Consider the following 18,324-nt stretch of genomic DNA (forward strand, 5'->3'; position numbering starts at 1 on the left):
TTTGAATGGAGCACGAAGTGAGCGAAAGCATAGCACGCAACCCTGTGCCGAACCCGAAGGTTGCGCTACGCAAAACGCTGTCCGGCGCGCGTCGCGACGCCGCGTCGCAACCCGCCGCGAACGCCGCGCTCGATGCGCGGCTGCGCACGCTGCTCGACCGGCTCGCGCCGCGCACGGTCGGGTTCTACTGGCCGCTGCCGGGCGAATTCGATGCGCGCGAGGCGGTGCTCGCGTGGTGCGCGGCCGGTGCCGGCAGGCAGGCTGCGCTACCCGTGATCGACGAGCGGCACACGCCGCTCGAGTTCCATGCGTGGGACACGCACACGCCGATGCGCGAAGGTCATCACCGGATTCCGGAACCGGCGTCGGGAATCGTCGTCGTGCCCGACCTGTTGCTGATTCCCTGTGTGGGATTCGATCTGCAGCGCTACCGGCTCGGCTACGGCGGCGGCTACTACGACCGTACGCTCGCCGCATGGCCGGGCAGCGAACTGCCCGTGACGGTCGGCATCGCGTACGAAGCGTGCCGCGTCGATGCGCTGCCGGCCGAAGCGCACGATCTCGCGCTGCACTGGATCGTGACCGACGGCGCGCTGTACCCGGCCGCCGGATGAGGCGGCGGGCGGCGCCGCATCCGTCGTCGCACGCCCGTCAGCGCACCGCGGCGCGCCAGCCGCGGCGCAACCGTTTACAGCGACGACGCCGCGCGCGCGGCCGTGTCGTACAGGCCCGATGCGTTGCGCAGCAACTGCGCCGCGTCGCCGATCTGCTCGTTGGTGAGCCCGCTGTCCTTCAGCGTCTCGATCAGGCAGTGCTCGCGCACCTCGCGGTACTTCAGGCACAGGTCGCGGCCCGCGTCGGTCGCGAAGAAGAACACTTCCTTGCCGTTCTTCTCGCTCTTCACATAGCCGCGGGCGATCAGTTTTTTCAGCGCATAGGTCGCGACGTGCGTATCCTCGATATTGAGCACGAAACAGATGTCGGCGAGCTTCTTCTTGCGTTCGCGATGGCTGACGTGATGCAGCAGCGACACCTCGACCGCCGTCATGTCCTTCGCGCCGGCCGCCGACATGCAGCGCACCATCCACCGATTGAAAGCATTGCCTGCCATGATGAGGCCGTATTCGAGTTCCGACAGCTCCGCGCTCGAATCGGAAACGAGGTGTTCGGATGACACGATCTTGGTCGCAGGACGCTTCATGGAAAGGCGGAGCAAGCCGGATGACAGGGTGTGCCGAGTGTACGCCAGAAGCCCCGACATACGGGCTAGGCGAAAACGCTTATTGGGAAGTTGTCGATATTTTATTGACAATGTGCGCTAACATTGCCGTCCGAACCGTGCCAGTCCGATGACGCAACCCCGCTTTTATCCGCTCGGCGATGCCGCCCTCGTCTGCGAGGTGCCGCCGCCCGCCACGCTCGATTGCCAGCGCCGCGTCTGGGCCGTTGCCGAGGCCGCGCGCGCGTGGCCCGACGTGATCGACGTCGTGCCCGGCATGAATAACCTGACGATCGTATTCGACGCGCTCGCCACGACGGCCGAGTCGCTCACGCCCGCGCTGCGCGACGCGTGGGAGACGGCCGACGTCGAGCACGCGGACGGCCGCGAGGTCGAGATCCCGGTCGAATACGGCGGCGCCGCCGGCCCCGATCTGCCTGCCGTCGCCGCGCATACCGGCCTGTCGGCCGACGAAGTCGTCGCGCGCCACGCGGCCGGCGCCTACGTCGTGTTCTTCGTCGGCTTCCAGCCGGGCTTCGCGTATCTCGGCGGGCTCGACGCCGCGCTGCACATGCCGCGCCGCGCGGCGCCGCGCCTCGAGGTGCCGGCCGGCTCGGTCGGCATCGGCGGCGCGCAGACGGGCATCTACCCGGCCACGTCGCCCGGCGGCTGGCAACTGATCGGCCGTACGTCGCACGTGCTGTTCGACCCGGCGCGGCCGCAGCCGACGCTGCTGCTGCCCGGCGACCGCGTGCGCTTCACCATTGCCGGAGTCGACGCACGATGACCCAGAGCACCGTACCGGGCACCATCGAAGTGGTGCGGGCCGGCCCGCTGTCCACCGTGCAGGATCTCGGGCGCCGCGGCGCGCGCCATCTCGGCGTCGCGCAGGGCGGCGCGCTCGACGGCCTCGCGCTCGAAGTCGGCAACCGGCTGGTCGGCAACCGCGCCGATGCGGCGGCCGTCGAGATCACGATCGGCCCGGCCGCGTTCCGCTTCACGCGCGCGACCCGCATCGCGATCACCGGCACCGAGTTCGGTGCGACGCTCGACGGCCAGCGCGTATATTCATGGTGGAGCCTGCCGGTCGAGGCCGGGCAGACGCTCGTGCTGCCCGCCGCGAAACGCGGGATGCGCGGCTACCTGTGCATCGCCGGCGGCATCGACGTACTGCCGATGCTCGGCTCGCGCAGCACCGATCTCGCGTCGCGCTTCGGCGGCCTCGGCGGCCGCGCGCTGCGCGACGGCGATCGCCTCCCGGTCGGCGTGCTTCCGGTCGGGATGGGTTGCCTCGCGGCCGACGCGCCCGAATTCGGCGTGAAGGCGCCGGCGTGGTGCGCGTTCGTGCGCGTCGACGAGCCGCCGCGCCGTCACCGCCCCGCGCATGCGCCGTGGGCGATGCCGGTGCGCGTGCTGCCGGGCCCCGACTACGCGTCGTTCGCCGCCGATTCGCAGCAGGCGTTCTGGGATGAGGAATGGCTGGTCACGGCGAACAGCAACCGCATGGGCTACCGGCTGGCCGGTGTCGAACTCGTGCGCGAGCGGCCGGCCGAGCTGCTGTCGCACGCGGTGCTGCCCGGCACGATCCAGGTGCCGCCGAACGGCCAGCCGATCGTGCTGATGCACGACGCGCAGACCACCGGCGGCTACCCGAAGATCGGCACGGTGATCCGGGCGGACCTGTGGAAACTCGCGCAGGCGCGGCTCAACCTGCCGATCCGCTTCGTGCGCACGACACCCGACGCCGCGCGCGCCGCGCTGGCCGCGGAACGTGCGTATCTGCGGCAGATCGACGTGGCGATCGACATGCGCGAGGAAGCGCGCCGCCGCGCCGAGTCGCGCGCGGCGTGACAATGGCGGTAGCGGTACCGAAGGCAGTCGCAGTAGAGAAAACGGGCCACGCAATCAGTGGACGAGGAACATCATGCAAATCGATCTGAATGCCGATCTCGGCGAAGGATGCGGTTCGGACGAGGCGCTGCTCGACCTCGTGACGTCCGCGAACATCGCATGCGGGTGGCATGCGGGCGGTGCGAACGCGATGCGCGACTGCGTACGCTGGGCCGTGCAGAAAGGCGTGGCGATCGGCGCGCACCCGAGCTTTCACGATCCGGAGAATTTCGGCCGCAAGGAAATGCAGCTGCCGGCCAGCGACATCTACGCGGGCGTGCTGTACCAGCTCGGCGCGCTGTCGGCGATCGCGCAGGCCGAGGGCGGGCGCATCGCGCACGTGAAACCGCACGGCGCGCTGTACAACCAGGCCGCGCGCGACCCGCTGATCGCCGATGCGGTGGTGTCCGCGATCCGCGATTTCGACCCGTCGCTCGCGGTGTTCGGGCTCGCGAACAGCGTGTTCGTCGCGGCCGCGCGGCACGCGGGGCTCGCCGCGGTGGAGGAAGTGTTCGCCGATCGCGGCTACCGCGCGGACGGCTCGCTCGTGCCGCGCAACCAGCCCGGCGCGCTGATCGACGACGAGGACACGATGATCGCGCGCACGCTGGACATGGTGCGCAGCCGGCAGGTGCGGGCGATCGGCGGCGAATGGGTGATGCTCAATGCGCAGACCGTCTGCCTGCACGGCGACGGGCCGCACGCGCTGGCATTCGCGAAACGGATTCGCGCCGCGCTCGAGGCGGTGGGCGTCGACGTGGTCGCGCCCGGGATGCTGCAGGCCGACGAACGCGCCTGATCCGGCCGATCGCGCCGGCGGACGCACGATCCGTCGCACAAAAGAAAAAAGCGCCCTCGTGGCGCTTTTCCGTTGGCACAATCGCTGCGGCTTCGCCGTCTGTCGATTCGCCCCCCGAAACCGTCTTGCGACGGTGACCGGAAAACTATTCCGGATTAAAAAACGTCCGCCGCCGCCCGATTACTGCCTTTCCCCGGTGGGACGACGGAACGTCGCTTATCCCGCAAGTCGGCCTGCATGCATTGTTGTTGTCCGACGATGATTGGCCCCGCCGTACATGCAGACACTTCCGCGGCCGGCACGTGCACCACGTGCCGGCAACGCGCTAACCCCGCGCTTTATTTTCTGCTACCCCGTAGAACTTTTTCTATTCTTTTCATTTTTTCAACTTGTGGATCGAAGAATAGATATTGGCAGATCGGGATGTCAATCGTTTGAAACGCTATTTTCTGATGATTCGAGGGTTTTCCTTATCGAATCGCGTGCCCAACCAGGCGTTTGAGCCGCTCGCACGGCGTCGATCAAACAGGGGAGGATCGGTTCGGGCGCGGTGACGGCGATCAGTTCGCGTCGACGCTGTAACCTTGTTGACGCAACAATTCGAGCACGCCGCGCGGGCCGCCCAGGTGCAGCGCGCCGATCGCGACGAACAGCGGCCGGTTCGGTGCGGCGATTGCCGTCATCCGTGCAACGAAGCGCCGGTTGCGCTCGTACACGATCTTGTTGTCGATCGCGTCCGACAACGCCTTCGAACGCGCGAGCCGTTCGCTCTTCGCGACCGCCCATGCCGAGATCGCATCGGCGTCGCCAATTCGCCACAGTCGATGCAGCGCCTTGATGTCGTCGGCGTTCTGCGCGGGCGTCTGCACCATGTCCTGCGCGAGCATCTCGCGCTGCTCGGCGAGCGTCAGCCCGGTGAACGCGCGCATTTGTTCGGCGAGCGTCTCGAGCCCGATCACGCGGCCGCCCTTCTTCTTCAGGAACACGTTCTGCAGCTGCGCCTCGGTGCCGTATTCCGTCTGCAGGCCGGCCGACAGCGAATCGTAGGTCTCGACGACGAGCGCCGCGAGCCACGGCCGCATCTTGCGGATCTCGACGAGCGCGGCCGGGTTGCCGCGCAGGCGCGCCGCGAGCCGCTGCCACAGCGGCTCGGGCAGCAGGCGCTGCAGGCACGGGTAGCGGCAGACGCCGTACTTCGACACGTCGTCCTGCGATTCGAGCAGGTCGTCGGGCGACAGCTCGAGCGCCAGGGTGGGCGACGCGGCGAGCGCCGCGAGGATGCGCGGCCGGAACGGCTGCACGCTCGGGTAGTCGGACGGGTCGCCGGTGTGCAGCGTGCCGAGCACGTAGAGCGTGACCTTGCCCTTGGTTGCAACGTAGAACGGCATGCGGGCGGGCTGCACGCGCACGGAGCCGCTTGAAACCGTGCCGTTCGACACGGCAGGCGCGTGGAAGCCCGGCAGGCTCATGCCGGGCGGCGGGACTTGCGATGGATGGATCGGTGAAGTGGCCGGCGCGCGCCCTTCGGCGCGCGCGGATTCGACGGGAACCACGAGGCTGGCCGCCACGCACGCGCCGGCCAGCGCCGCGCCCGTGACGGTACGCACGCTCCAGCGCCGCGCGTAGCGGCACGCGCGCATCACGCGCGCGCTGCTTGCCCCCGCACGGCGCACGCCGGACGCGCGCGCCGCCAACACCTCAGGCATTCTCCTCCCCGACTTCCTCGGCCCGATGGCAGGCCACGCGCCGGCCGTCGACCTCGCGCAGCTGCGGCTCCTCCAGCCGGCAGCGCTCGACCGCATACGGGCAGCGCTGATGGAACGCGCAGCCCGACGGCGGATTGAGCGGCGACGGCAGTTCGCCCTGCAGCTTGATCTGCACGCGGCGGTCTTCCTCGAAGATCGCCGGCGTCGCCGACATCAGCGCGCGCGTGTACGGATGGCGCGGCCGTGCGTAGATCGTCGCCTTGTCGCCCAGCTCCGCGACGCTGCCGAAGTACATCACCATCACGTCGTCCGCGACGTGCTCGACCACCGACAGGTTGTGCGAGATGAACACGTAGCTGGTCTTGAACTGCTCCTGCAGATCCATGAACAGGTTCAGGATCTGCGCCTGGATCGACACGTCGAGCGCGGACACCGGCTCGTCGGCGACGACGATGCGCGGATCGAGAATCATCGCGCGCGCGATCGCGACACGCTGGCGCTGGCCGCCCGAGAACATGTGCGGATAACGCTTCGCGTGCTCGGGCCGCAGGCCGACCGTGCGCATGATCTGCGCGATGCGCTGCGCGCGTTCGGCGGCGGTCAGGTTCGCGTTGATCTCGAGCGGCTCGGAAAGCGTCTGCTCGACGGTCTTGCGCGGATTCAGCGACGCGAACGGGTTCTGGAACACCATCTGCACGCGGCGGCGCAGGTCGGCCACCGTCTCGCGGCTGGCGCCGGCGACGTTCTTGCCGTCGATCGTCAGGCTGCCCGAGGTGGGCGTCTCGATCATCGTCAGCTGGCGGGCGAGCGTCGACTTCCCGCAGCCCGATTCGCCGACGACGGCGAGCGTCTTGCCGCGCTTCAGCGAGAACGACACGCCGTTCAGTGCCTTCACCGTGCCCTGCCCGAACATCCCGCGCTTCACCGAATAGTGTTTCGCGAGGCCGTCGGCCACCAGCACGGCTTCCTCGTCGTGCGACACGCGAGGCGTTTGATTGACTGCATTCATCGTGCACCTCCCGTCAGGTCGAGGTTGGAAACGTTGAGCGGCTTGATGCAGCGCGCGCGCATCGCATCGTTGGCCGGCACCAGCGTGTCGAGCGCCGGCCGCGCCTTGCGGCAATCGTCGACGACGTACTTGCAGCGCGGCGCGAACAGGCACCCGGACGGGCGATCATCGCGGCCCGGCACCATGCCGGGCAATGCGGCAAGGCGACGCGCCCCCTGATTGTGCTCGGGAATCGCCGCGAGCAGCGCTTCGGTGTACGGATGATGCGGCGCACGGAAGATGTCGGGCACGCGATTGGTCTCGATCACCTCGCCCGCGTACATCACCGCCACGCGCTGCGCGACTTCCGACACCACGGCCAGGTCGTGCGAGATCAGCACGAGCGCCATCCCGCGCTCCTTCTGCAGCTTCACGAGCAGGTCCATGATCTGCGCCTGGATCGTCACGTCGAGCGCGGTGGTCGGCTCGTCGGCGATCAGCAGCTTCGGGTTGCACGCCACCGCCATCGCGATCATCACGCGCTGGTTCATCCCGCCCGACATCTGGTGCGGGAACGACGCGATGCGGTTCTTCGCATCGGGAATGCCGACCTGGTCGAGCAGTTCGAGCGCGCGCCGGTGCAGCGCGTCGCCGCGCAAGCCCTCGTGCAGCTTCAGCACTTCCTTGATCTGGTAGCCGACCGTATAGCTCGGGTTCAGGCTCGTCAGCGCGTCCTGGAACACCATCGCGATGTCCTTGCCGACGATCTTGCGGCGCGCCTTCGGCGACGCCTTCAGCAGGTCGACGCCGTTGAACGTGACTTCGTCCGCCGTCACCTTGCCCGGCGCGTCGATCAGGCCCATCAGCGCCATCATCGTCACGCTCTTGCCCGAGCCCGATTCGCCGACGACGCCCACCACCTCGCCCGGCGCGATCGACAGGTTGATCCGGTCGACCGCAGGCAGGCCGTTGAAGTTCACCGCGAGATTGCGGATGGTCAGAAGATCTTGGCTCATGTTCACGCCATCCGTTTCAGTTTGGGATCGAGCGCGTCGCGCAGCCCGTCGCCGAGCAGGTTGATCGCGAGCACCGAAATCAGGATCGACAGGCCCGGCATCGTCACGATCCACCACGCATTGTCGATGTAGTCGCGCGCGGAGGCCAGCATCGCGCCCCACTCGGCGGTCGGCGGTTGCACGCCGAGGCCGAGGAAGCCGAGCGCGGCCGCGTCGAGGATGGCCGACGAGAAGCCGAGCGTCGCCTGCACGATCAGCGGCGCCGTACAGTTCGGCAGCACCTGCGAGAACATCAGGCGCAGCGTGCCGGCACCGGCCACGCGCGACGCCGTCACGTACTCCTTCTGCAGCTCGCCGAGCGCCGATGCGCGCGTGAGACGCACATAGGCAGGCAGCGCGACGATCGCGATCGCGAACATCGTGTTGGTGAGGCCCGGGCCGATGATCGCGACGACCGCGACCGCGAGCAGCAGCGACGGCAGCGCGAGCAGCACGTCCATGATGCGCATCACGGGCGTGTCCGCCCACTTCTGGAAGAACGCGGCGACGAGCCCGAGCACGATGCCGGGGATCAGCGCGAGCACGACCGACACGAAGCCGATCCAGAACGACATCCGTGCGCCGAACATCAGCCGCGAAAGAATGTCGCGGCCTGCTTCGTCGGTGCCGAGGATGAATTTCCAGTTGCCGCCTTCGAGCCATGCGGGCGGGATCTTCACGAAGTCGCGGTATTGCTCGACCGGGCTGTGCGGCGCGAGCAGCGGCGCGAGCAGCGCGACCAGGATCAGCACGATCACGACGATGCCGGCGCCGACGGCGCCCCGGTTGCGCGAGAAGTTGGCCCAGAACTCGCGCAGCGCGAGCGCACGGCCGCCGGCCGGCGCGGATTCGGTCGGCAGGGTATTTTGCAGATTGCTCATGGGATTACCTCGTGTGGCGGATGCGCGGATTCAGCACGCCGTACAGCAGGTCGACGACCAGGTTCACGACGATCACGAGCGTCGCGATCAGCAGGATGCCGCCCTGGACGACCGGATAGTCGCGGCGGCCGATCGCATCGATCAGCCACTTGCCGACACCGGGCCACGAAAAGAGCGTCTCGGTCAGCACGGCGCCCGCGAGCAGCGTGCCGATCTGTAGGCCGATCACGGTGACGACCGGGATCAGCGCATTGCGCAGCGCATGCACGACGACCACGCGCGCGGGCGACAGCCCCTTCGCGCGGGCGGTGCGGATGTAGTCCTCGCGCAGCACTTCGAGCATCGACGAGCGCGTCATCCGCGCGATCACCGCGAGCGGGATCGTGCCGAGCACGATCGCGGGCAGGATCAGGTGGCTGACCGCCGACTTGAACGCGCCTTCATCCGGCGCGAGCAGCGCGTCGATCAGCATGAAGCCCGTCGGGTGCGGGAAATCGTATTCGACGGCGATGCGCCCCGACACCGGCGTCCAGCCGAGATATGACGAAAACACCATGATGAGGATCAGCCCCCACCAGAAGATCGGCATCGAGTAGCCGGTAAGCGCGGTGCCCATCACGCCATGGTCGACGACCGAGCCGCGCCGCAATGCGGCGATCACGCCGGCCGGCAGCCCGACCGCGAGCGCGAACACGAGTGCGCACAGCGACAGCTCGACGGTCGCCGGGAAGCGCGCGAAGAACTCGCCCGCGACGCTCGTGTTGGTGATGATCGACATGCCCAGGTCGCCATGCAGCGCCCGGCCGATGTAGTGGATGTACTGCATGGGCAGCGGCTGGTCGAGCCCGAGGCGTTTCATCGCCTCCGCATGCATCGCGGGATCGACGCCGCGCTCGCCCATCATCACTTCGATGGGGTCGCCCGGTATCAGGTGAATCAGCGCAAACGCCAGGATGGTGATGCCGATGAAAGTCGGGATCACCATGCCCACGCGGCGCAACACGAATGTGAACATGATGCGTCTCGTATTTTCTTGTGGGAAATGTGCGACCGGCGACGGGAAGCTTTTGGCCTCCCGCCGCCGGATGAATTAGCCGGTCTCGGTCTTCGTAGACAGCTTACGCCGGGTGCGTTACTTCACGCTCACACCGTCGAAGCGGGCATAGCCGAGCGGCTCGATACGCATGTCGACCACGGTCTTGCGCACCGGCTGATAGACCGTCGAGTTCGCGATCGGCGAGAACGGCAGCTGTTGCGCGAAGATCTGCTGAGCCTGCATGTAGAGCTTCGTCCGCGCGTCCTGGCCCGTCGTCGTGCGGCCCTTCTGGACCAGCTCGTCGAACGGCTTGTAGCACCAGTGCGAGAAGTTGTTGCCCTTGATCGCTTCGCAGCCGAGCAGCGTGCCGAGCCAGTTGTCCGGATCGCCGTTGTCGCCCGTCCAGCCGATCAGCATCGTGTCCTGCTCACCCGAGTGCGCGCGCTTGATGTACTCGCCCCACTCGTACGTGACGATCTTCGCCTTCACGCCGATCTTCGCCCAGTCGGCCTGGATCATCTCGGCCATCAGGCGGGCGTTCGGGTTGTATGCGCGCTGCACCGGCATCGCCCACAGCGTGATCTCGAAACCGTTCGGGAAGCCGGCCTTCGCGAGCAGCGCCTTCGCCTTCGCGGTGTCGTTCGGCGCCATCTTCAGGTTCTTGTCGTACGACCATTGGGTCGGCGGCATCGGCGCGGTCGCCGCCTGGCCTGCGCCCTGGTAGACGGACTCGAGGATCGCCTTCTTGTTGATCGCCATGTCGAGTGCCTGACGCACCTCGAGCTTGTCGACCGGCTTGTGCTCGACGTTGTACGCGAGATAGCCGAGGTTGAAGCCTGCCTGCGACGGCATGTCGACGCCCGAATCGGCCTTCAGCGTCGCGATGTCGGCCGGACGCGGATAGCTCATCACCTGGCATTCGTTGCGCTTGATCTTCTGCACGCGCACGCCCGGATCCGGCGTGATCGAGAAGATCAGCTTCGAGATCTTCACTTCGCCCTTCTTCCAGTAATCAGGATTGCCGTCGAATCGGATCGTCGCGTCCTTCGTGTAGCTGCGGAAGATGAACGGGCCCGTGCCGACCGGCTTCTGGTTGATGTCGGCGGCCTTGCCTGCCTTCATCAGCTGGTCGCCGTATTCGGCCGACAGGATCGACGCGAATTCCATCGCCATGTTCTGGATGAACGGCGCATTCGGCTCGGCGAGCGTGAACTTCACGGTGTACGGATCGACCTTCTCGACCTTCGTGATCAGCTTGTCGAGACCCATGTCGGTGAAGTACGGGAACGACACCGGGTACGCCTTGCGGAACGCCTGGTTCGGGTCGAGCATGCGCTGGAACGTGAACAGCACGTCGTCCGCGTTGAATTCACGCGTCGGCTTGAAGAAGTCGGTCGTGTGGAACTTCACGCCGTGGCGCAGATGGAACGTGTACACCTTGCCGTCCGGCGACACGTCCCACTTCTCTGCGAGGCCCGGCTCGACCTTCGTGCCGCCGCGCTCGAATTCGACGAGGCGGTTGTAGACGGTGAACGTGGCGGCGGTGAAATCGACGCCGGTCGTAAATTGCGCGGAATCGAAACCCGCCGGGCTGCCTTCTGAGCAGTAGACGAGCGTTTTGTTCGGAATCTGTGCGAATGCAGAGCCCGCGACGCCGAGCGATGCCGCTGCCACGCCTGCAATGGCGGTAACACGCAGGGTGTGCAACAGACGGTTGTATTCCATGTTTCCTCCAGGTCTCCAGATCGGAACCGGCCCGCCAGGGGCCGGCGTACGCGGATATTACTTGAGCTAACGATGTGGCAACAAGCTGGAGAAAAAACTCTTCTAGATGTCCCGCCGGGTTTTTGCCGATGTTTAGTGGGAGTAAAAAATGCGACAACGCGCGCGAGCGCCCATTTCGTTCATTTCGCGCAAGTTTCGTTCGACGACTAAACAATTCGGGCGCGAACACGAAGGCCCGGCGCACCGCTTTCCCGTGTTCCGCAGCACATCATTGCGTTTTGCGAAACGATCCGGTGATCGTCGTCAAATCGTCATGTTGTCGCGTCGCCGCGTCGTCACGCCGGCGCGTCGAGGTCGGCGCTGCGCGCGGGCACGAACGCGACCGCGACGATCGACAGCGCGATCCCGGCCATCACGTAGTAGGTCGGCGCGAGCGGCGTGCCCGTGACCTTGATCAGCCATGTGACGATGAACTGCCCGAAGCCGCCGAACAGCATCACCGCGACGTTGTACGCGATCGACAGCCCGGTCGAGCGCACGTTGGCCGGGAACAGCTCGGCGATCATCGCGCCGAACGGCCCGTAGTAGCCCGCGAGCGTGACCGACAGCACGGCCTGCACCGCGATCAGCCGCGCGATGCTCGGCGCCGCGTCGAGCCAGGCGAACAGCGGATACAGCAGCACGAGCGTGAGCGCGAGCGACCACAGCGACAGCCCCTTGCGGCCGATGCGATCCGACCATGCGCCCGCGATCGGCGACAGCACCATCAGCAGCAGGTTGCCGACGATCACCGCATAGAAGGATTCCGCGTAGGGCAGCTTCAGCTGCTTCACCGCGAAGGTCGGCAGATAGCTGATCAGCACGTAGATCGTCACCGTCAGCGCGATCACCGAGCCGAGCCCGCACAGCACCTCGCGCGGGTAGCGCGTGAACACTTCGCCGAGCGTCACGCGGCGCGCGCTTTGCTGCGCATGCAGGAACGCCTCGGAATCGGCGAGATGGCGGCGGATGTAGAAGCCGATCGGGCCGATCACGAGCCCGAGGATGAACGGCACGCGCCAGCCCCAGCTGCGCAGCGCCTCGTGCGACAGCCCGCGCGTGACGGCCGCGCCGACGAGCGCGCCGATCAGCAGCGCGGCCGCCTGGCTCGCCATCTGCCAGCTGCCGTAGAAGCCGCGTTTCGAGAATGGCGCGGCTTCGATCAGCAGCGCCGTCGCGCTGCCGAATTCGCCGCCCGCAGAGAAGCCCTGCAGCAGACGGCCGAGCACGATCAGGAGCGGGCCGCCGATGCCGATCGCCGCATACGGCGGCGCGACCGCGAGCAGGAAGATGCCGGCCGTCATCAGGAGGATCACGAGCGACAGCGCGGCCTTGCGGCCCGCGCGATCCGCGTACAGCCCGAACACGATGCCGCCGATCGGACGCATGAAGAACGCGACGCCGAACGTCGCGGTGGTCAGCAGCAGCGACGAGTATTCGCTGGAGGTCGGGAAGAACAGCTCGGCGATCACGACCGTCATGAAGCCGAACACCGTGAAGTCGTACCACTCGAGCGCATTGCCGATCACGGCGGCCGCGACCGCACGCCGGTTCAGTGCACGCTCGGGCCGGCTCGTTTTCGTTGAATTCGCAATCGTCGCCATGCGTGCCTCGTCCTCGTCGGTTCGCCGTGTCGGGCTGCGCGGCGCGCGGGGTGCCCGCGGCGCGCCGGTGTGCAGCGAGTGTAGAAAGCGACGGAACCGTTTTCAAGCAATAAAAAACGCCCGCCATCTTTCGACGGCGGGCGTTGTGCGGTTTTCGCCACAATGCGGCATCGCACGATGCCGCACGGGCCTCAACCCATCTTCGAGAAGGCGCTGCACCAGCCCTTCGCCGACACCTGCTTGCCGGGGAAGGCGCCGCACGGGCCCGAGGCCGAGCCCTTCTTGCCCTGGTACAGCATGCAGGCCGCGCAATCCTGGCCTGCCGCGTATTTCGGGTACTTCGTCTTGTCGACCTTCGTCGCATCGGCCTTGTAGCCGAGTGCCGTCGCGGTCGGGTCGCTTTCCGCGAGCATCGGCGCATCGGCCAGCGCTTCACGCGACAGCGCCAGCGCGGACACGGCACCAATGCTCGTAATCAGGAAACTCCGACGGGATGTTTTCATGGGGGACTCGCTCCAACGTTATCGGTTTGAAAGCTGTTCTGGCGACAGCCGTTCGACAGAATAACGCTCAAGCGAATAAATGTGCGCGCCGAAATTCCAGAGATAAGGAATTTCACACGGCCGATACGCATTCGCGACCTCCCCGCCACGCGCGCGCCGCGTCAGCGGTAAGCCGTCATGTCGCCCACCCGCTGCGCGAGCGCAAGCGACGCGGTGAGCCCCGGCGATTCGATGCCGAACAGGTTCACGAGCCCGCGCACGCCATGCTGCGCGGCGCCCTGCACGATGAAGTCTGCCGGCGGCTCGCCGGGGCCCGCGAGCTTGGGCCGGATGCCCGCGTACGCCGGCTGCAGCGCGTCGTCGGGCAGGCCCGGCCAGAACGCGCGGATCGACGCGTAGAACGCGGTCGCGCGCGCCGGATCGACTTCGTAGCGCAGCGCATCGATCCATTCGACGTCCGGGCCGAAGCGCGCCTGCCCGCCGAGATCGAGCGTCAGGTGCACGCCGAGCCCCGCGCGGTCGGGCATCGGATAGATCAGGTGGGAAAACGGTGCGCGCCCCGACAGGCTGAAGTAGTTGCCGCGCGCGAGATAGAGCGGCGGCACCCAGCGCGGGTCGAGGCCGCGCGTGCGGCGCGCCAGCGCCTGGGCGCCGAGGCCCGCGCTGTTGATCACGCAGGCGGCCTCGATCTCGGTCGGCGCGTCGCCGCCCGTGCGCACGACGAAGCGCCCGCCGCGCAGCACGTCGATCGATTCGACCGGGGATTTCAGCGCGCACACGGCGCCGTCGCGCTCCGCGTCGCCGAGCAGCGCGAGCATCAGCTGGTGGCTGTCGACGATGCCGGTGGACGGCGAGAACAGCGCCTCGACGCATTCGAGCGCGGGCTCGAGCGTCTGCGCCTCGGCGCGCGTGAGCGGCATCAGGTCGAGCACGCCGTTTTCGGTCGCGCGTGCGGCGATCGCCCTCAACTGCTTCACCTGCGCGGCGCTCGTGGCGACGAGCAGCTTGCCGGCGCGCCGGTGCGGCACGTGATGGGTCTCGCAGAATTCGTACAGCAGGTCGCGCCCGTGCACGCACGACGTCGCCTTCAGCGACCCGCGCGGATAGTAGAGCCCCGCGTGGATCACTTCGCTGTTGCGCGAACTCGTACCCGTGCCGATCGCATCGGCGGCCTCGAGCACGAGCGTTTCACGCCCGCGCGCGGCCAGTTCGCGCGCAATCGCCAGACCGACGACGCCCGCGCCGATCACGACACAATCCATCTGCTCCATGACGTTTCGCGCCGCTAGCGCGTCGAGGGGAGAGAAGAGAATTGTACGTCCCGGTTCATTCGCTTGCCGAAGGTCGTGCAGCGTCTCGCGACGCCGCCGTGCATGATGCGCGCCGCACGGCACGACTCGCGGCACTGCGCGGCGCGCACGCCGCCAGGGCCGGGGCCGTGCGCGCGCCGCGCGTTCAGAAGCCGATCGGCCGGCGCTTTGCCGCGCCTTCGTCGGCCCGGATGTCGCGCGGCCCGATCGCGTCGCGCCCGTCGAGCCGTGCGGCGCCGAACGCGTGCAGCAGCGCGCGGCGCATCGTGCGCGGCGGGGTCGCGGCCAGCACGTCGAGCGCGTCGTCGCCGAGGGTGTCCGGGAAGCGCCGCCCCCACGCATGCGACGTGCGGATCTCGTCGTAGATCGTCTGCGCGATCCGGCGCGCGCCGGCCGCGTCGGGCGGCTCGATCTCGTACACGTTCATCCGGTTGAGCAGCGGCTCCGGGATCGCGTGCGCCTCGTTCGCGGTCGCGATCCAGATCACGTTGCCCGCATCGATCGGCACTTCCGCGAATTCGTCGATGAATGCGCGCGCGGTGTCGTGCTCGAGCAACGCATACAGCGCGCCGAGCGGATCGTATTGCGCATCGCTGCCGGCCTTGTCGATCTCGTCGACCGCGATCACCGGGTTCGCATAGCTGCCGTTCACGAGCGCATCGAACACCTTGCCGGGCTTCGCGTTCTTCCATTGCGACGACGCACCCGACAGGATCCAGCCGGCCGTCAGCGAGCTCATCGGCACGTAGTGGTAAGCGGTGCCGAGCAGTTGCGCGAGCGCCTTCGCGAAGTGCGTCTTGCCGATGCCCGGGGGCCCGAGCAGCAGGATCGGCATCAGTTCGAGCCGGTCCTCCGTTTCGAGGCACAGCGCGACCTGCTTGCGCACGTCTTCGAGCGGCTCGGCGAAATTCGGCAATGCCTCGCCGAGCGCGTCGAACGACGGCATCCGGTTCGGCTTCACGCAGAAGCGCAGATTGCCCGTCTTGAGCATCCTCTCGTAGGTGGCGCGCAGTGCGTCGCTCGCGCTCTCGTTCAGGTCACTCAGCGCCGTCTCGACCTGCTCGAGGTCGTACACCGTGCTGAAGGATGCCACCGCCAGTTCCTGTTTCACCATCGCCGTCGTCATACCAACCTCGCTGCCGCTTACCGTTACACGATCATCAGACCCTTACGATTTCAGTGTAGCGATCCCGCATCCCCGCGCAAGCAAGCAGCCGCGCGAGTCTGCTGCTAACACCCGCGCGCGCTGCACGCCGGCGCGCCGCGGCGTATGATCGTCGATTCACCCACCTGCCGCACCGGCCCGTCCGACCGCGCCCGCGCGGCGCGTCGGCCCCCGCCCCAAAGGTATGCCGATGTCCGTCCCCCCTGCTTTTCCGCGCGTCGATGCCGATACGATCGGTGCCGTCGACGCGGCGCTCACGTCGCGCCGTGCGGTCCGCGCGTTCCTGCCGACGCCGGTGCCGCGCGACACGCTCGAGGCGATCCTCGAAGCCGCGAGCCGTGCGCCGTCGGGCACCAACATCCAGCCGTGGCGCGTGTACGTCGCGACGGGCGCCACGCGCGATGCGCTCGCCGCCGCACTCACCGCGGCCCACGACGATCCCGCGCGCGACGAGAAATACGTCGCCGAGTACGACTACTACCCGCGCGAATGGGTGTCGCCGTACATCGACCGGCGCCGCAAGGTCGGCTGGGACCTGTACGGCCTGTTGAACATCGGCCGCGACGAGAAGGCGCGCATGCATGCGCAGCACGCCCGCAACTTCCGTTTCTTCGATGCGCCGGTCGCATTGTTCTTCACGCTCGACCGCGTGATGACCTACGGCGCCTGGCTCGACTGCGGGATGTTCCTGCAGGGCGTGATGACGGCCGCGCGTGCACGCGGGCTCGATACCTGCCCGCAGGCCGCGTTCGTGCCGTTTCACCGGATCGTCACCGAACACCTCGGCATTCCCGCCAACGAACAGCTGGTGTGCGGGATGTCGCTCGGCCATGCGGACCCCGACGCGATCGAGAACCGCCTCGTCACCGAGCGCGCGCCGGTCGCCGAGTTCACGCGCTTTTTCGCTTGAAAACGCATGACGCGGCCCTACCTTTCGAACAGGCATGCATCGTGCGGCGAACCTGCCGCGACGCATCCTGTCACATCGCGATCGAAATCGATCGGGCGTAAGATGTGCGTCCGTTCCCCGCTATTCCGCGTTTCCGGAGACGTTTCATGCTGAAACACGGCCTGGCCGTCCTGCTCGCGAGCATCGCGCTCGCCGCCCATGCGCAGAGCCCCGCACCGGCCTCCGTCGCGTGGGAGATCCAGGTGGTACGCGACGGTCAGACCATCGACACGTTCCAGCAGCGCACCACCGTGGGTCAGACCCGTACCGATACCCATCGCTATCCGTCCGCCGTGCCGGTCGGCTGCGGCAATGCCGCGCGCGTCGTGCCGACCGAGCGTTCGCGCGCGGTAACGGTCGCGCCGGTCACCGTCGATGCCGGCGCGAACACGGTGTCGCTCGCGCTCGACGTGCAGGAAACGATCGACGACGAAGGCGCGAAGCCGGCCGATCCGTGCGTGCCAGCGTCGCCGCGGCAAATCGTCGCGAGCCACCCCGGCCTGACGGTCGGCGCCGACGCGTGGACCGACTGGACGCTCGTCGAGCAACATCCGCACCTCGTGTACCGCGTGCGTGCGCACGTCGCGAAGGATTGAGCGTCATGTCCGCCGACGCCCTGTCCCTGCCGTTCGCCGAACCGCACGCCGCACCCGACGAACTCACCGCCGTGAGCTGGAACCTGCACAAGGGCCGCTCGCCGCTCGGCTTCACCGCGTGGAACGCGATGCGCAACTGGATGCAGTCGACGCACGCCGACGTGTATTTCCTGCAGGAAGCGATGGCGCGCCGCATGCCGCGCCCCGTGCTCGCGCCCGGCTTCGGCGCACCGATGGACGACGCGGTCGACGACGTCTGGCACTGCCAGGCCACCGAGATCGCGCATGCGCTCGACTGGCAGATCGCGCTCGGGCCGAACGTGTTCAAGCCGTCGTGGCGGCATGGCAATGCGATCCTGTCACCGCATCCGCTCGACCTCGGCGGCCGCTGGGACATCTCCGCGCACCGTTTCGAGCGGCGCGGCCTGCTGGTCGCGCGCGCGACGCTCGCGGGCGCCCGCCCGGTCACGCTGCTGTGCGCGCACCTCGCGCTCACGCGCGCCGCACGGCTGCGCCAGATGCACTGGATCGCGCACTGGATCGTGCGCAACGCAGGCGACGGCCCGCTGATGCTCGCCGGCGACTTCAACGACTGGCGCAACGATTCGGTCGCGCTGTTCGGCGAGATCGGGCTGTCCGAGGTCGCGACGCTGCTCGGCGAATCGGGCCGCACGTTCCCCGCGTTCTCGCCGGCGCTCGCGCTCGACAAGATGTTCGTGCGCGGGCTGACGCCGCTCGAATGGCGCGCGCCGTCCGGCGAGGCCGCGTGGCTGTCGGACCACCTGCCGTACATCGCGCGCCTGCGCCTCGACCCGCAATAGCGCTCCCGACCTCGGCCCGATCGCAGCCGGATTGCGCG

Annotated in this window: 18 protein-coding genes; 7 read left to right on the forward strand and 11 right to left on the reverse strand. The window is 67.7% G+C overall.

Going from position 1 to position 18,324, the window contains the following annotated elements:
* Positions 1-5: 5 nt before the first annotated feature.
* Complete coding sequence (locus CFB40_RS16670; RefSeq protein ID WP_089426528.1) at positions 6-614, forward strand: 5-formyltetrahydrofolate cyclo-ligase; 609 nt, start codon at positions 6-8, stop codon at positions 612-614.
* A 74-nt stretch (positions 615-688) separates the two neighbouring features.
* On the opposite strand, the gene CFB40_RS16675 is transcribed toward CFB40_RS16670, so the two are convergent.
* Positions 689-1,201 carry a winged helix DNA-binding protein gene (locus CFB40_RS16675; RefSeq protein ID WP_089431825.1) on the reverse strand — a complete coding sequence of 171 codons (513 nt, stop codon included), beginning with the start codon at positions 1,199-1,201 and terminating at the stop codon, positions 689-691.
* A 148-nt stretch (positions 1,202-1,349) separates the two neighbouring features.
* Here CFB40_RS16675 and pxpB point away from each other — a divergent pair, with 148 nt between their 5' ends.
* The 3 genes from pxpB to pxpA all read left to right on the forward strand — a co-directional run bounded on the left by pxpB (position 1,350) and on the right by pxpA (position 3,908).
* A complete protein-coding gene (gene pxpB, locus CFB40_RS16680; protein ID WP_089426529.1) occupies positions 1,350-2,006 on the forward strand; it encodes a 5-oxoprolinase subunit PxpB in 657 nt (218 codons plus the stop codon).
* On the forward strand, positions 2,003-3,070 hold the full coding sequence (locus CFB40_RS16685; RefSeq protein ID WP_089431826.1) for a biotin-dependent carboxyltransferase family protein: 1,068 nt from the start codon (positions 2,003-2,005) through the stop codon (positions 3,068-3,070). Before pxpB ends, CFB40_RS16685 begins: the two co-directional genes overlap by 4 nt.
* 73 nt (positions 3,071-3,143) lie before the next feature.
* Entirely contained in the window at positions 3,144-3,908 is a 765-nt protein-coding gene (pxpA, locus tag CFB40_RS16690; RefSeq protein WP_089426531.1) for a 5-oxoprolinase subunit PxpA, read from the forward strand.
* A gap of 560 nt (positions 3,909-4,468) precedes the next feature.
* On the opposite strand, the gene CFB40_RS16695 is transcribed toward pxpA, so the two are convergent.
* The 10 genes from CFB40_RS16695 to CFB40_RS16740 all read right to left on the reverse strand — a co-directional run bounded on the left by CFB40_RS16695 (position 4,469) and on the right by CFB40_RS16740 (position 15,881).
* Positions 4,469-5,614: a TraB/GumN family protein gene (locus tag CFB40_RS16695; RefSeq protein WP_089431827.1), complete on the reverse strand. Its 1,146-nt coding sequence runs from the start codon at positions 5,612-5,614 to the stop codon at positions 4,469-4,471.
* The gene (locus CFB40_RS16700; protein WP_089431828.1) at positions 5,607-6,623 is read right to left on the reverse strand and encodes a peptide ABC transporter ATP-binding protein; all 1,017 of its coding nucleotides are present in this window, start codon (positions 6,621-6,623) and stop codon (positions 5,607-5,609) included. Before CFB40_RS16700 ends, CFB40_RS16695 begins: the two co-directional genes overlap by 8 nt.
* On the reverse strand, positions 6,620-7,618 hold the full coding sequence (locus CFB40_RS16705) for an ABC transporter ATP-binding protein (protein ID WP_089426533.1): 999 nt from the start codon (positions 7,616-7,618) through the stop codon (positions 6,620-6,622). Before CFB40_RS16705 ends, CFB40_RS16700 begins: the two co-directional genes overlap by 4 nt.
* Before the next feature lie 2 nt (positions 7,619-7,620).
* Complete coding sequence (locus CFB40_RS16710) at positions 7,621-8,538, reverse strand: ABC transporter permease subunit (protein WP_089426534.1); 918 nt, start codon at positions 8,536-8,538, stop codon at positions 7,621-7,623.
* 4 nt (positions 8,539-8,542) lie between these two features.
* Positions 8,543-9,553, reverse strand: coding sequence for an ABC transporter permease subunit (locus tag CFB40_RS16715; RefSeq protein ID WP_089426535.1), 1,011 nt, complete (start codon positions 9,551-9,553; stop codon positions 8,543-8,545).
* A gap of 117 nt (positions 9,554-9,670) precedes the next feature.
* Complete coding sequence (locus tag CFB40_RS16720; protein ID WP_089426536.1) at positions 9,671-11,299, reverse strand: ABC transporter substrate-binding protein; 1,629 nt, start codon at positions 11,297-11,299, stop codon at positions 9,671-9,673.
* Positions 11,300-11,634: 335 nt separating this feature from the next.
* Positions 11,635-12,942, reverse strand: coding sequence for an MFS transporter (locus CFB40_RS16725; protein ID WP_089426537.1), 1,308 nt, complete (start codon positions 12,940-12,942; stop codon positions 11,635-11,637).
* A 191-nt stretch (positions 12,943-13,133) separates the two neighbouring features.
* Positions 13,134-13,445: a high-potential iron-sulfur protein gene (locus CFB40_RS16730; protein WP_039354792.1), complete on the reverse strand. Its 312-nt coding sequence runs from the start codon at positions 13,443-13,445 to the stop codon at positions 13,134-13,136.
* Positions 13,446-13,606: 161 nt separating this feature from the next.
* Positions 13,607-14,716, reverse strand: coding sequence for an NAD(P)/FAD-dependent oxidoreductase (locus CFB40_RS16735; protein WP_089426538.1), 1,110 nt, complete (start codon positions 14,714-14,716; stop codon positions 13,607-13,609).
* A 184-nt stretch (positions 14,717-14,900) separates the two neighbouring features.
* On the reverse strand, positions 14,901-15,881 hold the full coding sequence (locus CFB40_RS16740; RefSeq protein ID WP_089426539.1) for an AAA family ATPase: 981 nt from the start codon (positions 15,879-15,881) through the stop codon (positions 14,901-14,903).
* A 229-nt stretch (positions 15,882-16,110) separates the two neighbouring features.
* Between CFB40_RS16740 and CFB40_RS16745 the strand changes: the two genes are divergently transcribed.
* From CFB40_RS16745 to CFB40_RS16755, 3 genes are all read left to right on the forward strand, one after another.
* On the forward strand, positions 16,111-16,830 hold the full coding sequence (locus tag CFB40_RS16745; RefSeq protein WP_089426672.1) for a nitroreductase: 720 nt from the start codon (positions 16,111-16,113) through the stop codon (positions 16,828-16,830).
* 146 nt (positions 16,831-16,976) lie between these two features.
* Positions 16,977-17,465 (forward strand): hypothetical protein, encoded by a 489-nt coding sequence (locus tag CFB40_RS16750; RefSeq protein WP_089426540.1) that lies wholly within the window; start codon positions 16,977-16,979, stop codon positions 17,463-17,465.
* Positions 17,466-17,470: 5 nt separating this feature from the next.
* Positions 17,471-18,286 carry an endonuclease/exonuclease/phosphatase family protein gene (locus CFB40_RS16755; RefSeq protein WP_011353499.1) on the forward strand — a complete coding sequence of 272 codons (816 nt, stop codon included), beginning with the start codon at positions 17,471-17,473 and terminating at the stop codon, positions 18,284-18,286.
* The last annotated feature ends 38 nt before the right edge of the window (positions 18,287-18,324 follow it).

It is taken from the genome of Burkholderia sp. AU31652, from assembly GCF_002223155.1.
Taxonomy (GTDB): Bacteria; Pseudomonadota; Gammaproteobacteria; order Burkholderiales; family Burkholderiaceae; genus Burkholderia.